Consider the following 18,446-nt stretch of genomic DNA (forward strand, 5'->3'; position numbering starts at 1 on the left):
CGCTCCGCGGCTACTCGACCAGCATGAAGCGGAGCGGCCCGCGCCTCATGTCGATCGAGTAGCCCTCGCAGCGGGCGTCTCGAGGTCCACCGCCCGCTCCCGGGTTGTACCACGTCTGCGTCCAGCCGCAACCACCTGAACTCCCAGGCGGCTCGCCTCTACCGTCGAGGGAGGCGACCGCAGCAGCGGCCTGCCGCACACCGAGTGAGACATCAAGGAGCACTACCGTGTCGCAGATCATCGAGACCGTCGACGTCAACGTCCCCGTGTCCGTCGCGTACAACCAGTGGACGCAGTTCGAGGAGTTCCCCAAGTTCCTCGACGAGGTCGAGTCCATCCAGCAGGTCACCGACGTCCTCACCGTCTGGAAGGTGAAGGTCGGCCCCGTCGAGCGCGAGTTCGAGGCCAACATCACCGAGCAGCACCCCGACGAGCGCGTCGCCTGGAACAGCACCGGCGGCGAGACCGACCACGCCGGCGTCGTCACCTTCCACAAGCTCTCGGACACCGAGACCCGCGTCACCGTGCAGCTCGACTGGGAGCCCGCGGGCTTCCTCGAGACCGTCGGCTCGCTCGTCGGCGCCGGCAGCCACGCGGTCAAGAAGGACCTCAAGAACTTCAAGGAGTACATCGAGTCCAAGGGCTCCCCGGACGGCGCCTGGCGCGGCGACGTCGAGGCCTGAGCCCGATGTCGGACGACAGCACCCCGGACACCGGCACTCCTGAGGACGGCGGCCTCGGCACCGAGGGCACCATCCCCGACTCCGAGGACGGGATCGCCCTGGGCGTCTCGGGCGACTCGCACTTCAACCCCGAGGAGGACGCCCCGAGCGACTCCGAGGGCGAGGCGGACGAGAAGTAGCAGAACGATGTGAAGGGCCGGAGGCGGTGACGCCCCCGGCCCTTCGTCGTCTCAGCGCCAGGCCCGTGCGTACTGCGGCGGCACCAGCCCGAGCGGAGCCCCCAGCTCGCGCGCCATCCGCGACGGCGCGTGCGGGTCGCGCAGCAGCTCGCGCGCCAGCAGCACCACGTCCGCGTCGCCGCCGGCCACCACGCCCTCGGCCTGCTCCGCCGTCGTGATCAGCCCGACCGCCCCGACGGGAGCGCCGGTCGCCCGGCCCACCTCGCGAGCGAACGGCACCTGGTAGAGCGGCGCCACCGGGATGTCGGTGCCCTTCACGAGCCCGCCGGTCGAGACGTCGAAGAGGTCGACGCCCTCGTCGCGCGCCCACTCCGAGACCCGGATCGTCTCCTCGAGCGTCCAGCCGCCCTCGGCCCAGTCGGTGGCGGAGAAGCGCACCAGCAGCGGCAGCTCGCCGATCTCGGCCCGCACCGCGCGGACGACCTCGAGCAGGAGCCGCGCGCGGTTCTCCAGCGATCCGCCGTAGGCGTCCTCGCGGTGGTTCGAGAGCGGCGAGAGGAACTGGTGCAGCAGGTAGCCGTGCGCCGCGTGCAGCTCGATCACGTCGAAGCCCGCGTCCACGGCACGGCGGGCGGAGGCGCGGAACGCCTCGACGAGGCCCGGCAGCTCCTCGACGTCGAGCGCCCGCGGCACCGCGTAGCCCTCGAACGCGACGGCGGAGGGGGCGACGGTCTCCCAGCCGCCCTCGTCGACGGGGACGGAGCCGTGCCCGCTCCACTCGCGGTAGGTCGACGCCTTGCGGCCGGCGTGTGCGAGCTGGATGCCGGCGAGGGCGCCCTGCCCGTGCACGAAGTCGACGATCGGCGCCCAGGCCGCCTGCTGCTCGTCGTTCCAGAGCCCGGTGTCCCAGGGGCTGATCCGCCCCTCGGGGACGACGCCGGTCGCCTCGACGATCACGACCCCCGCCCCGCCGCGCGCGAGCGAGCCGAGGTGCACGAGGTGCCACGGAGTCGGCACGCCGTCCTGCGCCTCCACCGAGTACTGGCACATCGGCGCGGCCCAGACGCGGTTGCGCGCCGTGCGGGAGCGGAGGGTCAGCGGCTGGAAGAGGGCGGGGGAGTCGGTGGTCGTGCGAGGTGCGTCGGTCATCTCAGGGCCAACCGACGGAGCGGCCCGGGTATGCCCGCTGTCGCGCGGCGGCCGTCCCCGCGTGTCGCTCAGCGCGGCCAGGTCGCCCCGGGTGCCTCCTGCCAGACCGAGCTCGGCGGCGCGAGCGACTCCAGCTCCTCGAACAGCGCGTCCGGGATGTCGAGCGCGTCGTCCGCGACGAACGCGTCGTAGTGCTCGGCGCTCGTCGCACCGACCACCGTCGTCGTCACCCGCGGGTCGCGGGTCGAGAACTGCAGGGCGGCGGCGGCGAGCGGCACGCCCGCCCGCTCGCAGGCCTCGCCCATCGCGGCGACCGCGTCGACGATCTCCTGCGGCGCCGGCGCGTAGGCGTAGCTCCGGACCGGCTCGGGCCAGCGCGCGAGCGCCCCGCCCCCGTAGACGGCCGCGTTCACCACGACGACGCCGCGCGCGACGGAGGCGTCGATCAGCTCCTCGGAGGAGCGGTCGACCAGCGTGAACCGGTTGTGCGTGATCACCGCATCGAAGAGCCCGGTGTCGACGTAGTGCCGCAGCATCGGCGCCGGCCCGCCCGAGATGCCGATGGAGAGCGCGACGCCGGCCTCCTTCATCGCGACGAGCGCGCGCACCGGGCCGTCCTCGGCGAAGGCCTCGTCGTAGGAGATGCGCTCCGGGTCGTGCAGGTAGAGCAGCGGCAGCACGTCCATGCCCAGGCGCTCGCGGCTCTCGTCGAGGCTGCGGCGCATCCGCTCGGCCGAGTAGCTGCCGGTCTCCGGGTCGCCGTCGAGCTTCGTGACGACGGTGATCCCCTCCGGGACCCCGCCGCGCGCCCGCAGCGCCTCGCCGATCAGCCGCTCGCTGTGCCCGAGCGCGTACTCGTTGGAGGTGTCGATCACCGAGACGGGGCGGTCGGCGCCGGAGTCGAGCACGCGCTCGAGCGCGGGCACCGTGTCGAGCGAGCCGACGCGGTCGGGGTTCCAGGAGGTGCCGAGGGTGAGCCGGGTCACCAGGGCGCCGGACGGGCCGAAGGGGCGGAGCGCGGAGGGCTGAGAGGTCATCCCGTCAGCCTGGCAGCCGCGCCCGTCGCACGTCGAGGGCTCAGTGCACCAGAGGACTCAGTGCACCAGCGTGCTCAGCCACACCACGACGAACCCGAGCAGCGTCGTCACCAGCGTGCTCAGCACCCGCCGCTTCCACGAGCTGCCGCGCCGCGCCGACATCAGGTAGCCGAGCGCCGCGAGGATCACGACACCCGCTCCGAGCGCCAGGTAGTACGCCGTCCACTCGTCCAGCACCCCGAGCGGCCCGAGCGCGAGCAGCAGCGCCGGCACGACCATCGCGGCGATCATCCCGATCGAGTGCCGGGCGGTGTCCCGCACGGCGGCGAGCACCGTGCGCGGAGTCGGATCCGACTCGGGCAGGCGCGCGATCGTCCCGGAGTAGAGGTGCGCGACCCAGAACACGGTCACCGAGCCGAGCAGGAAGAGCAGGACGTCGAGATCGGTGTCCTTGTCCCAGCCGACGGCGATCAGCGTGATCGAGAGCACCGTGCCGTAGATGGCGCCCTCGGTGCGCATCACCGCGCCGAGCACGCCGACCGCGACCACGGCGCCGGTGCGGGTGGTGACGATCCGCCGCTGCGGCGGCGCCTGCTCGAGGGTCGGGGAGTCGTCGGGATCCATGGAGCTCGGCCTTCCGTCGGGCGCGGGCGACCGGCGGCGGACCGGCCTGACCACACCCTAGGGCCTGCGCGCCCGCGGCCGCGTCTTCAGCGGCACGGGCGGCAGAGCGGCGAGCGACGGCGCGACGAAGCCGACCACGTCGGAGTAGTGCTCCTCCTCGCCCGAGCGGACGAACGACCAGCACTTGAGCGACGCGGGCCGGTCGCGCAGCGGCAGCGGACTCGCCTCGACGACCAGGGCTCCGTCGCTCCGGAAGACCACCCGCGCCGGGACGCCGCGGCGGCGGCCGTCGATCGTGTGGCTCGCGGTGGGGCGGAGCACGCCGTCGCGGCTGTCGAGGCCGATGGAGAGGACGGAGCGGAAGTCGTCCGAGGCGGCGCCCATGCCGATCAGGAAGTCGGGGCCGGTGCCGCGGAGCAGGAACACGACGTCGAGCCCCTTCTCGTGCCGGAGCGCGTAGGTCGCGGTCAGCATGCCCTGACCGAAGGAGGCCGCGCGCGCCTCGGAGTCCTCGTGGTGGGATCGGGCTTCCTGCTCGCGCATGCGGCGCTCCTTCGCGTCTCCGGCTCGGTCGAGGCGCCGCCCCCGCCGCTCGTCGTCTCCTTCACCGTAGAGGAGAGCCGCCCTATGATCGCGCCATGCCTCGCATTCCGGACAGCGTCCCCACGCCCGCGCTCGTCCTCGACGAGGCGGTCCTCGACCGCAACATCGCGGCCACCGCCCGCTCGGCTCGCGATCGGGGCGTCGCGCTGCGCCCGCACGCCAAGACCCACAAGTCGATCGAGATCGCCCGGCGGCAGCTGGCGGCCGGCGCGGTCGGCCTCACCGTCGCGACCGTGTCGGAGGCCGAGGTGTTCGCGGCCGGCGGTGTCGAGGACCTCTTCATCGCCTACCCGCTCTGGCTCGACGCCGAGCGCGCGGCCCGGCTGCGCGGCGTGCTCGAGCGGGCGCGGGTCCGGGTCGGCGTCGACTCCGCGGAGTCGGCGCGCCGCCTCGCCGCGGCGATCCCCGCCGGCCTCGAGGTCGTGGTCGAGGTCGACTCCGGCCACCACCGCAGCGGAGTGCCGCCGCAGGAGGCCGGCGCGGTGGCCGCCGCCGCGGCCGAGGCCGGGCTCGACGTGGTCGGCGTCTTCACTTTCCCCGGTCACAGCTACGCCCTCGACGGCCGCCGCGCCGCGGCCCGCGACGAGGCCGCCGCGCTGACGGCCGCCGCGGCCTCGCTCGCCGACGCCGGAGTCCCGGCCCGCGTGATCAGCGGAGGCTCGACCCCGTCGCTCGAGTTCGCCGACACCGGCGTCCTCACCGAGCTGCGCCCGGGCGTCTCCGCCCTCGGCGACGCGCAGCAGTGGGAGATCGGCACCATCGGCCCGGAGTCGATCGCCGTCACCGTGCTCGCGACGATCGTCGCCCGCCGCGACGACCACCTGATCGCCGACGCCGGCAGCAAGGTGCTCTCCTCCGACCGCGGCGCCGCCTCGACCGGCTTCGGCCGCCTCCTCGAGCACCCCGAGGCCCGCATCACCGTCCTCTCGGAGCACCACGCCACGATCACCGGTGTCGACCTGCCGCTCGGCACACGGATCCGCATCGCCCCCAACCACGTCTGCGTCGCCGTCAACCTCGCCGACGACTACCGCGTCCTCCTCGCCGACGGCAGCACCGCCACCTGGCCCGTCGACGCCCGCGGCCGCAACACCTGACCCCGCTCGCGCCGAGACGTCCTCGAACGGTCGAGGCGTCCAGGTGCTGCTGGACGCCTCGACCAGTGCGGGACGCCTCACCGGCATGCCCTCGTCCCTGCTGATCGAGTAGCGCGCGTGGCGGGCCGCCACCCATGCTGATCGAGTAGCCCGCGCAGCGGGCGTATCGAGATCCACCAGCGCCGTACGGATGGCCTGCAAACTCGGCCTGCTGCTCACGGCGGGTCTCGATACGCCGCTCCGCGGCTACTCGACCAGCATGCCTGCGGGCGTCTCTTCCCAGTAGATCCCGCGTGGCTCAGCGCCGCGGCACCCGCAGCCCGACCACCGCGGTCAGCCCGAGCAGCACGAAGGCCGACGCGAACGCCGCCGTCGGCGACGCCGCGTCCGCGAGAGCCCCCGCCAGGAGCGGCCCGACGACCCCGCCGAGGTCCGACGCCGCCTGGAAGAACGACACCGGCTTGCCGCCGCGCTCGCCCGCCGCGTCGCCCACGAGTGCGCCCGGCGCCGTCCCCATGAACGCCGCCGCCGCCCCGTACACGCAGAGCAGCGCGATCAGCAGCCACAGCTCGTGCACCAGCGGCATCGCCAGCATCGCGACGGCCGCGACGGCGAACCCGCCGATCAGCGCCGGCCGCCGCCCGACCGTGTCGACGAAGCGCCCGGCCGGCGCCAGCGCGATCGTCTGCACCACCGCCGCGATGGCGAAGGCGATGCCCGTCCAGGCCGGCTCGTCGCCCAGCCCCTCGACGACGAGCACCGGCACGAGCGTCGCCCGGACGCCCATCGCCGACCAGCCGAGCGCGAAGTTCGCCAGCACCGCGCTCTGGTACCGCCGGTCGCGCGCGACCTCGCGCATCGGCTTCGCCACGGCCGTCGCCGCCGCCTCCGCGTCGCGGTCCGGCCGCTGCAGCAGCACCAGCCCGACGATCCCGGCGATCGCGAGCGTGCCCGCGTAGAAGAAGAAGGGAGCGGTCAGCGAGATCGCCGTCAGCACGCCGCCGACGGCCGGTCCCGCCATGCCCCCGAGCAGGAACCCGCCCTGGTAGAAGCCGATCGACCGGCCCCGCCGCTCCGGATCCGCCGTCCGCAGCAGCAGCGTCATCGCCGCGACCGAGAACATCGCGGAGCCGATCCCGCCCGCCCCGCGCAGCAGCAGCAGGTGCGCGTAGTCGCCGGCCAGCCCGACGAGCGCGCTGGACACCGCGACGATCCCGATGCCGACGGCCAGCACGATGCGCTCGCCGACCCGGTCGACCAGCGGCCCGACGAACGGATTCGCGACCAGCCGCATCAGCGCGAACGCCGACACCACCGCCCCGACCTCGACATAGCCGACCCCGAAGCTCCGCACGTACACCGGCAGCACCGGCACGACGACCCCGAACCCCAGCATCACGAAGAACGCGACGATCCCGAGGACCTTCACGTCGCGGGGGAGCCGCGCCCCGGGTTCACGGTTCTTCCACGGAGCACGCACCTACCGACGCTACCCCGTGCCCCCGACACTGCGATCCCGGACGGACGGTACCCTCACTCGGATGAGGCGGAGAAGCAGGGCGGCGGCAGTGCTCCTCACCGCGCACGTCCTCCTCCTCACCGGCTGCGCTCTCCCCGGGCAGACGCAGGACCCGGCCCTCTGCCCTCCCGTCGAGGAGTCGTGGAACGCCTTCGCGGCGGACCCCGCGACGGCGAACCGCGAGGCGTTCGAGGCCGCCCTCGACGCGCTCGAGTACGAGTCCTCCACCTCGACGGCGGTCGACGCGGCACGCTCGGCCAAGGCAGCGCTGCAGAACACCCTCGCTCGGAGGCCGGTGCGCAATCCGTACTTCTGGAACGCCCTCGACCTGATCGCCGAAGAGTGCTCCGAGGCCGGCGTCGAGCTCTCCTTCGACGGCCACGGCGAGCCGCTGCCCGCCGTCGGCTGACCCGCCCAGGAATGCCGGGCCGGGACGCGCGTTGTCCTCAGGGATGACTTCCGCAGCAGACCCGTCCACCGTCCCCACTCCCGAGCAGCGCGCCCTCGTGGTCGGCGCCACCGGCATCGGCGGCTCCGCCCTCGTCGACCTGCTCACCGAGCGCGGCTGGCCCGTCACCGCCCTCTCCCGCCGGCCGATCGCCGAGCGATCCGGCGTCACCCCGCTCTCCGCCGACCTCCGCTCGGCCGAGGACCTCGCCCGCGTGCTCGTCGACGAGAAGCCGACCCACGTCTTCTTCACCGCCTGGTCGCGCCAGGCCACGGAGGAGGAGAACATCGCCGTCAACGGCGGCATGGTCCGCGACCTCCTCGCCGCGCTCTCGCACGCGCCGCTCGAGCACGTCGCGCTGGTCACCGGGCTCAAGCACTACCTCGGCCCGTTCGAGGCGTACGGCCAGGGCGCGATGCCCGACACCCCGTTCCACGAGGAGGAGGAGCGCCTCGACGCGCCCAACTTCTACTACGCGCAGGAGGACGAGCTCTTCGCCGCCGCCGAGCGCGACGGCTTCACCTGGTCGGTGCACCGCTCGCACACCGTGATCGGCCACGCGGTCGGCAACGCGATGAACATGGGCCTCACCCTGGCCGTCGCCGCGTCGATCCACCGCGCGCAGGGCACGCCGTTCGTCTTCCCCGGCTCGCTCACGCAGTGGAACGGCCTCACCGACATGACCGACTCCACCGTCCTCGCCGAGCAGATGCTCTGGGCGTCGACGTCGGAGGCGGGCCGCGACGAGGCGTTCAACGTCGTCAACGGCGATGTCTTCCGCTGGCGCTGGATGTGGTCGCGGATCGCCGAGCACTTCGGCGTCGAGCCCGTCGGCCCCGGCGAGGAGCCGCAGCCCCTCGAGCAGCAGATGGCCGGCGCCGACGAGGTCTGGCAGCGCCTCGTCCGCGAGCACGACCTGATCGAGCCCGACCTCGAGCGCGTCGCCTCCTGGTGGCACACCGACGCCGACCTCGGCCGGCAGATCGAGGTCGTCACCGACATCAGCAAGTCGCGCCTGGCCGGCTTCGGCGTGCACCACCGCACGGTCGACTCCTTCACCGCCCTGTTCGACCGCTACCGCGCGGAGCGCCTGATCCCCTAGGCGCCCGATCCGGCAGGCGCCCGATCCGGCAGGCGCTGGATCCCGGAGGTCCGCGGCGCCGGGTCGGCGGCCCCGTCCGGTCGCCGACCCGTCGCCCGCACGACACCCGGGCGACACCCTGCGTCCCCCCGCGCTGCCTAGCGTCACGGCATGGCGGCGGCGGGGTACGGACGGGTGGGCACCCGGTGATCGAGCGGGTGGACCCGTTCCTCGGCACCGAGGCGACCCTGCTCCCCGACGCGACCGGGCTCGCGGCGACCTGGTGGTCGCCGAAGCCGCAGATCGGCAACACGCACCCGGGCGCGACCTTCCCGCTCGGGATGGTGTCCGCCTGCTCCTACTCCGGCGCCTACCCGACCGGCTACGGCCGCTACGACCTCGCGCTCGAGGGCGTCCCGCCGACGATCCAGGACGGCCTGGTCGCCTCCGGCTTCACGCACTTCCAGCAGTCGGGCACCGGCGCGATCCGCAAGTACTACAACTACCTCCGCGTCACGCCGATGCTCGAGCCGCTCGACGAGCTCGGCCGCAGCTGGGCGATCGAGGACGAGGTCGCCGAGCCCGGCTACTACGCCGCGACCCTCTCCTCCGGGATCCGCGCCGAGCTGACCGTCGGGCCCGCTTCGGTCGTGCACCGCTACACCTTCCCCGAGCACCGCAGCGCCCGCGTGGTCGTCGACCTCTCGCTCGGCGGCCTCGCGATCCCGTCCGGAGCGACGATCCCGCTCCGCGCGCAGCTGCACTCGATCTCGCCGGGCGTCGCAGCCGGCGAGGTCGTCATGGAGGGCGCACCGCTCGCCGTCCACCTCGAGTGCGACGCCCTGCAGTGGCGGCAGATGCTCTGGTACGACCGCCGTCTGATGCCCGGCGGCACCCGGCTCGACTTCGACCACATCCGCCCGACGACCCTCCGCCCGTTCGGGCTGATGTGGGCCGGTCCGAGCACGGCCGGCCAGACCGTCGAGCTGCGGATGGGCTTCTCCCTCCGCGGCACCGAGCGCGCCCGCGAGAACCTGCACCGCGACGTGCCGCCGACGACCGGCGGCTTCGACCAGCGCCGCGACCGCACCCGCAAGACCTGGCGGAAGCGCCTGCGCACGATCGCCGTGGACACGCCCTCGCCCGAGCGCGAGACCGTCTTCGCCACGGCGCTCTACCACTCGCTGATCAAGCCCTGCCTGGCGCCGGACGAGAGCCCGTTCTGGCCGACCGACGGCCCGTTCGTCTTCGACCTCAGCACCATGTGGGACATCTACCGCACCCAGCTCCCGCTGCTCACCGCGCTCCTGCCCGAGCGCGCGGTCGAGATCGGCGCGGCGCTGCTCACCATCTGCGAGGAGGAGGGCAACTTCCCGATCGGCTACCGGATGGCCAAGGGCAGCGACCGCTTCTCCCGCCAGGGCAGCGCGCTCGCGCACACCTTCCTCGCCGATCTCTGCCGCCTCGGCCTGCCCGGCATCGACTGGGAGGCGGCCCTCGTGCACATGGGCGAGGACCTCAAGCGCACCTACGGCGAGGAGTTCCTCGCGGCGGGGGAGGCGCACCCGATCAGCCACACCCTCGACCTCGCGCACGGCTACTGGTGCACCGCGGTCGTGGCGCGGCACGTCGGCGACCGCCTCCTCGCCGACCAGCTCGAGGAGCGGGCGGCCCAGTGGGTGAACGCCTACGACCTGCGCTCCGGCCTGCTCAAGGACTCCACCTACTACGAGGGCACCCGGCACAACTACTCCTTCCGACTGCTGCACGACATGGCCGGCCGCATCGCGATCAGCGGAGGCGACGACGCCTTCGTCGCGCAGCTGGACGAGTTCTTCGGCTACGGCGCCGAGCCCGTCGTGCAGCCGGGACTGCGCCCGGACCGCGCGGAGATGCTCGCGGGCGCGGCGCTCGGCCGCTTCGAGGGGCTGAACAACGAGCCCGACATGGACGCGCCGTGGGCGTACCACTACGCGGGCCGCCCCGACCGCACGGCCGAGATCGTGCACGGCGTGCTGCACCAGCGCTTCGGCGCCGGCCGCGGCGGTCTGCCCGGCAACGACGACTCCGGCGGCCTGAGCTCCTGGTACGTCTGGGCGAGCCTCGGGCTCTTCCCGGTCGCCGGCCAGGGGCTGCTGCTGGTCAACGCGCCGGCCTTCGCGCGGGCGTCGATCGCGGTGGGCGGGGCGGACGTCGAGCTGCGCACGACCGGCTTCGTCGAGCCGGTGCCCGGCGGCCCCGTCCAGTACGTGCAGTCCGCGGAGCTGAACGGCGCACCGCTCGACGCGAGCTGGATCACCGCCGCCGAGCTGCACCGCGGCGGCGAGCTGACGCTGCACCTCGGCGCCGAGCCGGCCGGCTGGGGGAGCGCCCCCGAGCACCGCCCGCCGTCGTTCCCGCGGCACTGAGCGCCCCTACCGTCTCCACCGCCTTCACCCCGCCCGCCTCCCTCCCTCCCGCCCGCACCGATCACCCCTGAAGGAGCACCATGGACCAGAGCACGCACGCCCACACCGTGCAGAACCGACTCGTCATCGTGGTCCGCGCGGATCCGGTGATCTGCGGGCACTCGGTCGAGGCCCGCAACCTCGCCGAGACCGCCCTCGAGCGCGGCTTCGACGAGGTGCGGATCGTCACCTGGCCGATCGAGCGGCTCCAGGCCGCCGGCCTCCCGCTCAAGCCGCTCGACGCCGTCCTCCCCTACAGCGACGGCATCATCGTCGAGCGCCCGGAGCCCGTCGGCGACTACAAGGTGCCGGACGGCCGCTTCCTCGCCGGCATGGTCGGCCGCCTGGTCGAGCTGTTCACCGACGGCGTGCCCACCGTCTGCCTCTCCCTCTACCTCAGCCCGCACACCCTCGCGGTGGCGGACGCCCTGCGCGCCGCCTGGAGCACCGGGCTCCCGGTCGACGTCACGACGATCGCCGAGGCGGTCGGCTCCGACGTCACGAACGTGGTCCGCCGAGCGGTCGAGGAGGGCCGCCTCGGCGCCGCCGCCCACATCTTCGCCTCGTACCTCTCGCAGGACCACTGCGTCGCCGTCTCCGAGTACACCCGCGACCTGATCGTCGAGGAGGCCGAGCGGATCGACGCGGTGCACGGCACCCGCTTCGCCGAGCAGTGCCGCGCGCGCATCGAGATCTCCTACCCGGCGATCGACTCCGACGCCTACACCGGGCTCGACCCGGCCGTGGTCGACGAGGTGGTGCGCGCCCGCGGGCTCCGCACCGACGGCTACGTGCTCTTCCTCTCCCGGCTGACGGAGGCGAAGGGCGTCGAGGATCTGATCGCCGGCTACGAGCGCAGCGCCGTGCACACGGACCGGGAGCTCGTCATCGCCGGGCGCGGTCCGCAGGAGGCGGAGCTGCGGCGTCTCGCCGCCGCGTCGCCGCTGGCGCACCGCATCCGCTTCCTCGACGACGTCGGCGACGCGGAGAAGCCCTACCTGATGGCCGGCTGCTCGGCGTTCGTGCTGCCGAGCAAGCCGCGCCCGGAGTTCGTCGAGACCTTCGGCATCGCGCTCGCCGAGAAGATGCTCGCGGGCGGCGGACCCGTCATCACGACCCTGACCGGCGGCATCGGAGAAGCGGTCGGCGAGCACGCGTTCATCACCCCGGTCGACGCCCCGGACACGATCGCCGCGCTGCTCGACCACGTGGTGCTCGAGCTGACCGCCGAGGACCGGGCGCAGCGGGCCGTCGCGGCGCGCGAGTACGTCCTGCAGTTCGACCGCCGCCGGGTGTTCGACCGGATGTTCGCCCGGCTCGGGCGCCCGGTGCAGGCGGGACAGGCCGCCTAGGCGCCGCCCTCGGCCGCGACGGCCAGGCGGTAGCGGACGAAGCGGAGGGTGAAGCTGTGCCGGTCGCCGGTGCCGAGGCGCTCCGCCAGCACGCGGATGCCGAGCACGGCGACGACGCGCCACCACTCGAGCTCGTCGGCGACGACGGCGGTGAACTCGTCGCCGGGCCGGACGTCATCGGGATCCGTGCCGGGGGCCTCGGCGCTGGAGCGCGGGGCGGTGGTCGTGTCGAGCATGGCGCCGACTCCTGTCGGCAGGCCTCGCGGGAGCGCTTCGGGTGCGCCGCGCACCCGGATGCCGGGCCCACGAGAGGGGGAGCTCGCTACCCGGCATCCGGTCATGCGCGCGGTCACGGGGTCGAGCCCGCCGGAACGAACCCGGACCGCACTCGAAGTGTAGGCCTGTGCCCCTGGGCGTGGCGCGGAATGTCAAGCGCTTGCGAGGCAGTTCGGAGAGTCCGACAGATATCGGCGAACTCGATGCCGGCCGGTCGTTCAGAGACGGCCGGCGCCAGGCGGCGAGCGTCAGTCGGCGTGCGCCAGCGGTGTTCGCTAGGCGGCCGGCTCCGCACGGCGCAGCGGCACCGCGGTCGCACCGACGGGCTCGGGGACGATGCGCAGACCGGCGCCGCTGTTAGCGCGCTCCATCAGGGCCTCGATCCACTCGGGGTTGATCGTGGGCTGTCGGCTGCCCTTGAAGTCGAACTGCAGTGGGATGGTGGGGTGCATCCAGACGCCGCGGCGGCCGGTCCCGGCGTTCGGGCTGGCGTCGAGGGTGAGCAGGAAGCGCTCGTCCCGGCGGAACTTGTTGATGATGACGATCTGCAGGTGGGCCAGAGTCCGGTCGTCGACCTCGATGGCCGCCGGAGGAGTGCCGTACATGATGCTGCCCATGGTCTTCTCCCGTTCGCACGAAGACAGGAGCCTGTCCCTGTCGCTAGAAAGACTGTCTACTAGTTTGACTAACGATGTCAAGCCGGGCCGGATGAACGGACGGTGACGCCCGGAGAGCCCGAGCACCCACGCCGAGGACGCGTGTTCCGCAGAGAACGCGGAGGGTGCGGCCGAGCCGAGCGGCTCAGGCGCGGCGTCGCTCGACGGTGAGCTCGTGGTCGGCGTCGTCCTCGAGGACGTCGCCCTGCTCGCCGGGGATCTCGACGATCTCGCGGACGGTCTGCAGGAAGCGGACCACCGCGCTCGCCTCCTCGGGGGAGAGCTGCTCGGCCGCGGCCAGCATCCGCTGGTTCATGTCGTCGAGCGTCTCGCGCACCTCGCGGTGGGAGGTGGGAGTCGCGACGATCCGGATCGCGCGCCGGTCGCTCGGGTGCGGCTGGCGGAGGACGTGGCCGCTCTTGACCAGACGGTCGATCAGCACGGTGGTGGAGGCGGAGGAGATGCCGAGGTAGGCGGCGAGGTCCTTCGGGCTGACGTGCTGGCCGCCCTGCTGCCGGCGCATGAGGAACTGGACCGCGAGCAGATCGTTCTCGCCCATGCCCATCGATCCGCGGGTCCGCCGGCGCATCGCGCTCTCGGCCGTGCGGAAGGCGCGCATCGCGCCGAGGACGTCGGCGGCCCCGGGCGCACTCGGAACGGCCGGGTGCCGAAGGGCAGCCGGTCGACTCAGCGCGACCTCGTCCATGCATCACAGCTTAGACAGTCATGTAGCAAGAAGATCTAGTCATGTACAACCCCGTCCTGGTGCTTGTCCTCGGCGACCCCAGACGGTACGAATGGACAAGCTAGTTGACGAGCTAGCGAAATCAGGACGAGGAGGACGGCATGCTCGACACCGCACCGGTCCTCCCGCTCTCGGATCCCCTGCTCGGCACGTCTCTGGCCGATCGCTACCTCCTGCTCGAGCGCATCGGCGAGGGCGGCAGCGCGACCGTCTTCCGCGCGCGCGATCTCCGTCTGGCGCGATCCGTCGCCGTGAAGGTCTACCGCGAGATCGCCGACACCCCGAACGAGCGGTCGCGGCGCGAGCGCGAGGTGCGCCTCCTGATCGACTCCCGCCACTCCTCGATCGTCGAGATCCTCGACCAGGGCGAGATCGCGACGGAGGAGGGCGCGCTCGCCTTCCTCGTCCTCGAGTACTTCGATCCGGCCGACCCCGCCGCCGGCTGGTTCGCCTCGGGCGACGAGCGGCTGCTCGCCGAGGTCGGCGCTCAGCTCGCCGACGCTCTGGCGCACCTGCACGCGCGGGACGTCCTCCACCGGGACGTGAAGCCCGAGAACGTGCTGGTCCGCACGCGGTCCGTCGCCGCCGCCGGTGCCCTGCACGAGGCGAAGCTCAGCGACTTCGGCATCGCGCGGGCCGTCGACGACGCGCGGCTCACCCGCTCGGACGTCCTGGTGGGGACCGCGGCGTACCTCAGCCCCGAGAGCCTCGGCTCCGGGACGGTCGGCCCGGCGTCCGACGTCTACTCCCTCGGCCTGGTGCTGCTCGAGGCGGTCTCCGGACGTCGTGCCTACACCGGCACCACCCTGGAGATCTCGCTGCAGCGGATGCACCACGCTCCGGTCGTCCCCGACTCGGTGCCCGAGCGCTGGCGCGGGCTGCTGACCGAGATGACCAGGCTCGACCCCGCCGCCCGCCCGAGCGCCGACGAGGTCGCACGCCGACTGTGGTCGGGACTGCGCGACCAGCCGCAGGCCACGCCGTTGCGCAGCGGCGTGCACGGGGCGATCGCGGCGCTCTCGGCGGTGGCGGTCGGCGTCGCCTCGACGCTCGCTCTGCTCGGTCGCCTCGGCTGACGCGTCGACCCCGGTCCCGCGCCGCCCAGGTGGCGGGCAGGAGTGCTGTCGTAGTCTCCCGGTGACCGTCGACCCGCTGACCGTCGACCGACGCCGACCGTCCGCTGCTCTGGCCGCGGACCCGAACGGAGCCGATCCCATGAGCCCGCGCCGCCTCTTCCGCATCCTGTCGATCCTCGAGGCGGTGACCTGGACGCTCCTGCTCGTCGGCATGCTGCTCAAGTACGCCGTCGGAGTCGGCGACTGGCCGGTGAGCGTGGCCGGCCCGATCCACGGCTTCGCGTTCCTCGCCTACGGGGCGGCCGCGCTCGTCCTCGCGGTGAACCAGCGCTGGACCGCCGGAGCGACCCTGCTCGCGCTGGCCAGCGCCGTGGTGCCGTACACGACGATCCCGCTGGAGCGCGGCTTCGAGCGGCGCGGGCTCCTCGAGGGCGACTGGCGCCGCGAGGCGGGCGCCGACCCGCGTGACCGGAGGCTCCCGAGCCGGCTGCTGCGCTGGGCGCTCGGCCGCCCGGTTCTCGCGGCCGCCCTGGTCCTGGCCGCCGTCGCCGCGCTCTTCGCCGCGCTGCTCGTCGTCGGCCCGCCCGGCGGTGGCGAGGCCTGACGCGCCTGATCGGATCGCCCGCGGAGCGGTCGCATCGAGATCCACCCGCGTCAGCATGCCGGCGGATGCTCGCCCGAGCATCGTGGGTCTCGATACGCGCTGCGCGCTGCTCGACCAGCATGTGCGCACGCACGCCGGCGCACCCTGCGCGGTTCCTGCAGCACGTGCGGGCTCGCCCCGACGTCCTGCGCGCGATTCCCGCTGATCGAGTAGACCGCGCAGCGGGTGTATCGAGATCCCCCCACCGTCAGAACGGCGCGGGAACATCGACGAAGTGCGGCCGTGGAGGCGGGTCGGGCGGACGCCCGGGGAGTGCCGGTGGCTGGCTGCTGATCCGCCGGCCCGTCGGGCTCGTCCAGACGATCGTCCCGTCGCCGCTTGTGACGTAGCTCCACTGGTCCCCGTGCCGGATGTGGTGGTGGGACGTGCAGAGCGAGACGAGGTTCTCCAAGGATGTCTCTCCGCCGTTGCGCCACTCGAGGGTGTGGTCGGCCTCGCTGGTCGCGGCGGGGCGGGTGCAGCCGGCGAAGCGGCAGGTCTGGTCCCGCAGCTGCAGGTGCAGGCGCATCTGCGGCGGTGGAACGCGGTGGGTGCGGCCGACGGAGACGACGGCGCCGGTCTCCGGATCGGTGAGGACGCGGGTGAAGGAGGCTGCGGTGCGGATCAGTTCTCGGGCGATCGGGGCGGGGACGGGTCCGTAGCCGTCGAGGTCCGCGGGTGCGTCGTCGAGACCGACCGCGGTCGAGGCGGCGAGGGTGAGGCGCACCTCGGCCCGCACTCCGGGGACGAAGGTCGGGTCGGGTCGGTGCTCGGCGTTCGGCGTGGTGCCGGCGATGTCGCCGTCGCAGAGCAGATCGACAGCCGCGTCCGCGCTGAGCTGCTGGAGGGTGCGCGGATCGCCGTCGTCGCGGAGGGTGCGGGCGATGCGGCGCAGCCGGTCGCAGGCGCCCGTCACCGCCGTTGCGGGGGCGTGGACGCAGAGGGTCGCCATGCCGTCGACGTCCGGGGTGACCCAGACGGCGCGGTCCTCCCGTGCGCGCGCGTGGCGCTCGGCGAGGGGCTGCTCGTGCAGCTCCTCGCGCCAGCGGCTCAGTGTGCGACGCAGCTGGGTGGTCGTCATCGTGAGAACGGCGTCGGCAGCGCGCTCGTCGAGCGCCGCGCGGGAGTTCTCCGGGAGGCTGCTCGCGGTCCGGCAGATCGCCTCACCGGCCTCCCAGAGGATCCGCGCGTCTCTCAGCAGGGCGCGAGTGAGCGGAAGGTGCTCCATCAGCATCTGCGCGGTCTCGAGGCGGCGCGAGACCTCCCGCTCGGACACGCCGAGCGTGACCGCGAGTTCGGCGCGGATGGAGCGCTCGACGAGGTCCCGGGTCTCGCTTCGGGTCGCGCCGCGGGCGAATGATTCCGGGACCGTGAGGGCGACGCGGTAGCCGCGGTGGATGCGTTCTGCGGCTCTCAGGCGCGTCGGGGATGCGGCGCGCTCGGCGGCGGCGGCGTCGGTGAAGCAGTCGCGCACCTCCGCGAGTGCTGCCGCGTTCTCATCGTTTGACATACGCGTATTGAAGCAGGGGGCACCGACAGCATGGTCGGAACCAGGGGCTGATCGGGGACAACGTCGTCGGAACGCGAGTGTGGAGGAGGCTCGCTCCCGGATGTCTCGGCGATGGTGGGTCTCGATACGCCGCCGGAGGTGGCTGCTCGACCAGCATGCACGGGCCGCCGGAGGTGGCTGCTCGACCAGCATGCACGGGCCGCCGGAGGTGGCTGCTCGACCAGCATGCAAGGGCCGCCGGAGGTGGCTGCTCGACCAGCATGCAAGGGCCGCCGGAGGTGGCTGCTCGACCAGCATGCAAGGGCCGCCGGAGGTGGCTGCTCGACCAGCATGCAAGGGCCGCCGGAGGCGGCTGCTCGACCAGCATGAACGGCTGCCCTGCGGGGTGCTCGACCGGCGTGTGTCCCCTCTCTTGCTGGTCGAGTAGCGCGCGCAGTGCGCGTATCGAGACCCACTCGCGTCAGAAGGACGAGCCTGCAGACCGGCCTTGCTGCTGACGATGGGTCTCGATACGCCCCTGCGGGGCTACTCGACCAGCATGGGGGCCGCCGAAGCGTCACCGACGTCCTGGGGGCAGGGGTCTCGATACGCCCTGCGGGCTACTCGACCAGCATGGGTCGCCCTGCGGGGTACTCGACCAGCGTGGGTCGCTCCGCGGGCGTTTCGACGAGCGGGGGGCTTGCTGCGGGCGACTCGATCAGCAGGGGATGCGGCGCGGCGTCAGGACGGGCGGGTCGCGGCGTCGATCAGGATCTCGGCGGCGCGGCGGGCGTGCAGGGCGGACTCGGGGGTGCCCGAGATGGCGGCGGTGGTCTGCGCGCCCTCGGCCAGGATGGCGAGCTGCTGGGCCAGCTCGGGGCCGCCGCCCACCTCCTCGGTCAGCACGGCGAGGAAGCGCTGGAAGGTGTCCTTGTGTTCGCGGGCCAGCTGCGCGACCGCCGGGTTGGACGAGCCGAACTCGCCGAAGGCGTTGATGAAGCTGCAGCCGCGGAAGGAGTCCTCGGAGAACCAGTCGAAGAGGAAGTCGTAGATCGCCAGGAGCTTCGGGCGGGCGCCCGCCGCGGCGGCGACCCGGCTGCGCACGCCGAGCGTCCACTGCTCGTGGCGGGCCTGGAGCACGGCCAGGACCAGCGCCTCCTTGCTCGGGAACTCCGAGTAGAGCCGCTTCAGCGAGACGCCGGCGGCGGTGCGCAGCGCGTCCATCCCGACCGACTGGATCCCGCGCTCGTAGTAGAGGCGGTCGGCCGCCGCGAGGATCGCCTCGCGGGGAGGCGTTGCTTCGAGCGTCGGCGGCGTCATCCCTCCATCGTAGGCGCTGAGG

At 73.2% G+C, this 18,446-nt stretch carries 19 protein-coding genes; 9 read left to right on the forward strand and 10 right to left on the reverse strand.

What is annotated here, in order from left to right; all coding sequences use genetic code 11:
* Window positions 1-227 precede the first annotated feature (227 nt).
* Window positions 228-683: an SRPBCC family protein gene (locus EDF45_RS14255; protein ID WP_123736715.1), complete on the forward strand. Its 456-nt coding sequence runs from the start codon at window positions 228-230 to the stop codon at window positions 681-683.
* A 5-nt stretch (window positions 684-688) separates the two neighbouring features.
* The gene (locus EDF45_RS21330) at window positions 689-862 is read left to right on the forward strand and encodes a hypothetical protein (RefSeq protein ID WP_164874539.1); all 174 of its coding nucleotides are present in this window, start codon (window positions 689-691) and stop codon (window positions 860-862) included.
* 51 nt (window positions 863-913) lie between these two features.
* On the opposite strand, the gene EDF45_RS14260 is transcribed toward EDF45_RS21330, so the two are convergent.
* The 4 genes from EDF45_RS14260 to EDF45_RS14275 all read right to left on the reverse strand — a co-directional run bounded on the left by EDF45_RS14260 (window position 914) and on the right by EDF45_RS14275 (window position 4,215).
* The gene (locus EDF45_RS14260) at window positions 914-2,011 is read right to left on the reverse strand and encodes an NADH:flavin oxidoreductase/NADH oxidase (protein WP_123736716.1); all 1,098 of its coding nucleotides are present in this window, start codon (window positions 2,009-2,011) and stop codon (window positions 914-916) included.
* 68 nt (window positions 2,012-2,079) lie between these two features.
* Window positions 2,080-3,048, reverse strand: coding sequence for an aldo/keto reductase (locus EDF45_RS14265; protein ID WP_123736717.1), 969 nt, complete (start codon window positions 3,046-3,048; stop codon window positions 2,080-2,082).
* 57 nt (window positions 3,049-3,105) lie between these two features.
* Window positions 3,106-3,672, reverse strand: a complete 567-nt coding sequence (locus tag EDF45_RS14270) for a hypothetical protein (protein WP_123705415.1) — start codon at window positions 3,670-3,672, stop codon at window positions 3,106-3,108.
* 57 nt (window positions 3,673-3,729) lie between these two features.
* Window positions 3,730-4,215, reverse strand: coding sequence for a hypothetical protein (locus tag EDF45_RS14275; RefSeq protein WP_123736718.1), 486 nt, complete (start codon window positions 4,213-4,215; stop codon window positions 3,730-3,732).
* Between the two features lie 95 nt (window positions 4,216-4,310).
* Between EDF45_RS14275 and EDF45_RS14280 the strand changes: the two genes are divergently transcribed.
* Window positions 4,311-5,372 carry an alanine racemase gene (locus tag EDF45_RS14280; protein WP_123736719.1) on the forward strand — a complete coding sequence of 354 codons (1,062 nt, stop codon included), beginning with the start codon at window positions 4,311-4,313 and terminating at the stop codon, window positions 5,370-5,372.
* Between the two features lie 298 nt (window positions 5,373-5,670).
* Here the strand turns inward: EDF45_RS14280 and EDF45_RS14285 are convergent, their stop codons facing one another.
* Complete coding sequence (locus EDF45_RS14285) at window positions 5,671-6,852, reverse strand: MFS transporter (protein ID WP_243646326.1); 1,182 nt, start codon at window positions 6,850-6,852, stop codon at window positions 5,671-5,673.
* 88 nt (window positions 6,853-6,940) lie between these two features.
* Here EDF45_RS14285 and EDF45_RS14290 point away from each other — a divergent pair, with 88 nt between their 5' ends.
* From EDF45_RS14290 to EDF45_RS14305, 4 genes are all read left to right on the forward strand, one after another.
* Window positions 6,941-7,300: a hypothetical protein gene (locus tag EDF45_RS14290; protein WP_123736720.1), complete on the forward strand. Its 360-nt coding sequence runs from the start codon at window positions 6,941-6,943 to the stop codon at window positions 7,298-7,300.
* A 43-nt stretch (window positions 7,301-7,343) separates the two neighbouring features.
* Entirely contained in the window at window positions 7,344-8,441 is a 1,098-nt protein-coding gene (locus EDF45_RS14295; RefSeq protein WP_123736721.1) for an SDR family oxidoreductase, read from the forward strand.
* A 185-nt stretch (window positions 8,442-8,626) separates the two neighbouring features.
* Window positions 8,627-10,828 (forward strand): glycoside hydrolase domain-containing protein, encoded by a 2,202-nt coding sequence (locus EDF45_RS14300; protein ID WP_123736722.1) that lies wholly within the window; start codon window positions 8,627-8,629, stop codon window positions 10,826-10,828.
* A gap of 80 nt (window positions 10,829-10,908) precedes the next feature.
* Entirely contained in the window at window positions 10,909-12,219 is a 1,311-nt protein-coding gene (locus EDF45_RS14305) for a glycosyltransferase family 4 protein (protein WP_123736723.1), read from the forward strand.
* Here EDF45_RS14305 and EDF45_RS14310 read toward each other — a convergent pair.
* The 3 genes from EDF45_RS14310 to EDF45_RS14320 all read right to left on the reverse strand — a co-directional run bounded on the left by EDF45_RS14310 (window position 12,216) and on the right by EDF45_RS14320 (window position 13,857).
* Window positions 12,216-12,455, reverse strand: coding sequence for a hypothetical protein (locus tag EDF45_RS14310; protein WP_123736724.1), 240 nt, complete (start codon window positions 12,453-12,455; stop codon window positions 12,216-12,218). The genes EDF45_RS14305 and EDF45_RS14310 overlap by 4 nt on opposite strands.
* Window positions 12,456-12,770: 315 nt before the next feature.
* Complete coding sequence (locus EDF45_RS14315) at window positions 12,771-13,112, reverse strand: ATP-dependent DNA ligase (RefSeq protein ID WP_123705407.1); 342 nt, start codon at window positions 13,110-13,112, stop codon at window positions 12,771-12,773.
* Between the two features lie 184 nt (window positions 13,113-13,296).
* Entirely contained in the window at window positions 13,297-13,857 is a 561-nt protein-coding gene (locus EDF45_RS14320; protein WP_123736725.1) for a MarR family winged helix-turn-helix transcriptional regulator, read from the reverse strand.
* A 140-nt stretch (window positions 13,858-13,997) separates the two neighbouring features.
* Between EDF45_RS14320 and EDF45_RS14325 the strand changes: the two genes are divergently transcribed.
* Window positions 13,998-14,972 carry a serine/threonine-protein kinase gene (locus EDF45_RS14325; protein WP_123736726.1) on the forward strand — a complete coding sequence of 325 codons (975 nt, stop codon included), beginning with the start codon at window positions 13,998-14,000 and terminating at the stop codon, window positions 14,970-14,972.
* 139 nt (window positions 14,973-15,111) lie between these two features.
* Window positions 15,112-15,576, forward strand: a complete 465-nt coding sequence (locus EDF45_RS14330; RefSeq protein WP_123736818.1) for a DUF3817 domain-containing protein — start codon at window positions 15,112-15,114, stop codon at window positions 15,574-15,576.
* A gap of 247 nt (window positions 15,577-15,823) precedes the next feature.
* Here EDF45_RS14330 and EDF45_RS14335 read toward each other — a convergent pair whose 3' ends face one another.
* Together EDF45_RS14335 and EDF45_RS14340 are read right to left on the reverse strand one after the other, a co-directional pair.
* Window positions 15,824-17,125, reverse strand: a complete 1,302-nt coding sequence (locus tag EDF45_RS14335) for an HNH endonuclease signature motif containing protein (protein WP_185020198.1) — start codon at window positions 17,123-17,125, stop codon at window positions 15,824-15,826.
* Between the two features lie 720 nt (window positions 17,126-17,845).
* Window positions 17,846-18,424, reverse strand: coding sequence for a TetR/AcrR family transcriptional regulator (locus tag EDF45_RS14340; RefSeq protein WP_123736728.1), 579 nt, complete (start codon window positions 18,422-18,424; stop codon window positions 17,846-17,848).
* Window positions 18,425-18,446 lie beyond the last annotated feature (22 nt).

The organism is Rathayibacter sp. PhB186, from assembly GCF_003751825.1.
Classification (GTDB): Bacteria; Actinomycetota; Actinomycetes; order Actinomycetales; family Microbacteriaceae; genus Rathayibacter; species Rathayibacter festucae.

What these genes read in the sequence shown, in the direction of transcription:
- EDF45_RS21330 (WP_164874539.1), top strand. Translation starts at nt 689, where the DNA reads ATGTCGGACGACAGCACCCCGGACACCGGCACTCCTGAGGACGGCGGC.
- EDF45_RS14260 (WP_123736716.1), bottom strand. Translation starts at nt 2,011, where the DNA reads ATGACCGACGCACCTCGCACGACCACCGACTCCCCCGCCCTCTTCCAG.
- EDF45_RS14265 (WP_123736717.1), bottom strand. Translation starts at nt 3,048, where the DNA reads ATGACCTCTCAGCCCTCCGCGCTCCGCCCCTTCGGCCCGTCCGGCGCC.
- EDF45_RS14270 (WP_123705415.1), bottom strand. Translation starts at nt 3,672, where the DNA reads ATGGATCCCGACGACTCCCCGACCCTCGAGCAGGCGCCGCCGCAGCGG.
- EDF45_RS14275 (WP_123736718.1), bottom strand. Translation starts at nt 4,215, where the DNA reads ATGCGCGAGCAGGAAGCCCGATCCCACCACGAGGACTCCGAGGCGCGC.
- EDF45_RS14280 (WP_123736719.1), top strand. Translation starts at nt 4,311, where the DNA reads ATGCCTCGCATTCCGGACAGCGTCCCCACGCCCGCGCTCGTCCTCGAC.
- EDF45_RS14295 (WP_123736721.1), top strand. Translation starts at nt 7,344, where the DNA reads ATGACTTCCGCAGCAGACCCGTCCACCGTCCCCACTCCCGAGCAGCGC.
- EDF45_RS14305 (WP_123736723.1), top strand. Translation starts at nt 10,909, where the DNA reads ATGGACCAGAGCACGCACGCCCACACCGTGCAGAACCGACTCGTCATC.
- EDF45_RS14310 (WP_123736724.1), bottom strand. Translation starts at nt 12,455, where the DNA reads ATGCTCGACACGACCACCGCCCCGCGCTCCAGCGCCGAGGCCCCCGGC.
- EDF45_RS14315 (WP_123705407.1), bottom strand. Translation starts at nt 13,112, where the DNA reads ATGGGCAGCATCATGTACGGCACTCCTCCGGCGGCCATCGAGGTCGAC.
- EDF45_RS14320 (WP_123736725.1), bottom strand. Translation starts at nt 13,857, where the DNA reads ATGGACGAGGTCGCGCTGAGTCGACCGGCTGCCCTTCGGCACCCGGCC.
- EDF45_RS14325 (WP_123736726.1), top strand. Translation starts at nt 13,998, where the DNA reads ATGCTCGACACCGCACCGGTCCTCCCGCTCTCGGATCCCCTGCTCGGC.
- EDF45_RS14330 (WP_123736818.1), top strand. Translation starts at nt 15,112, where the DNA reads ATGAGCCCGCGCCGCCTCTTCCGCATCCTGTCGATCCTCGAGGCGGTG.
- EDF45_RS14335 (WP_185020198.1), bottom strand. Translation starts at nt 17,125, where the DNA reads ATGTCAAACGATGAGAACGCGGCAGCACTCGCGGAGGTGCGCGACTGC.
- EDF45_RS14340 (WP_123736728.1), bottom strand. Translation starts at nt 18,424, where the DNA reads ATGACGCCGCCGACGCTCGAAGCAACGCCTCCCCGCGAGGCGATCCTC.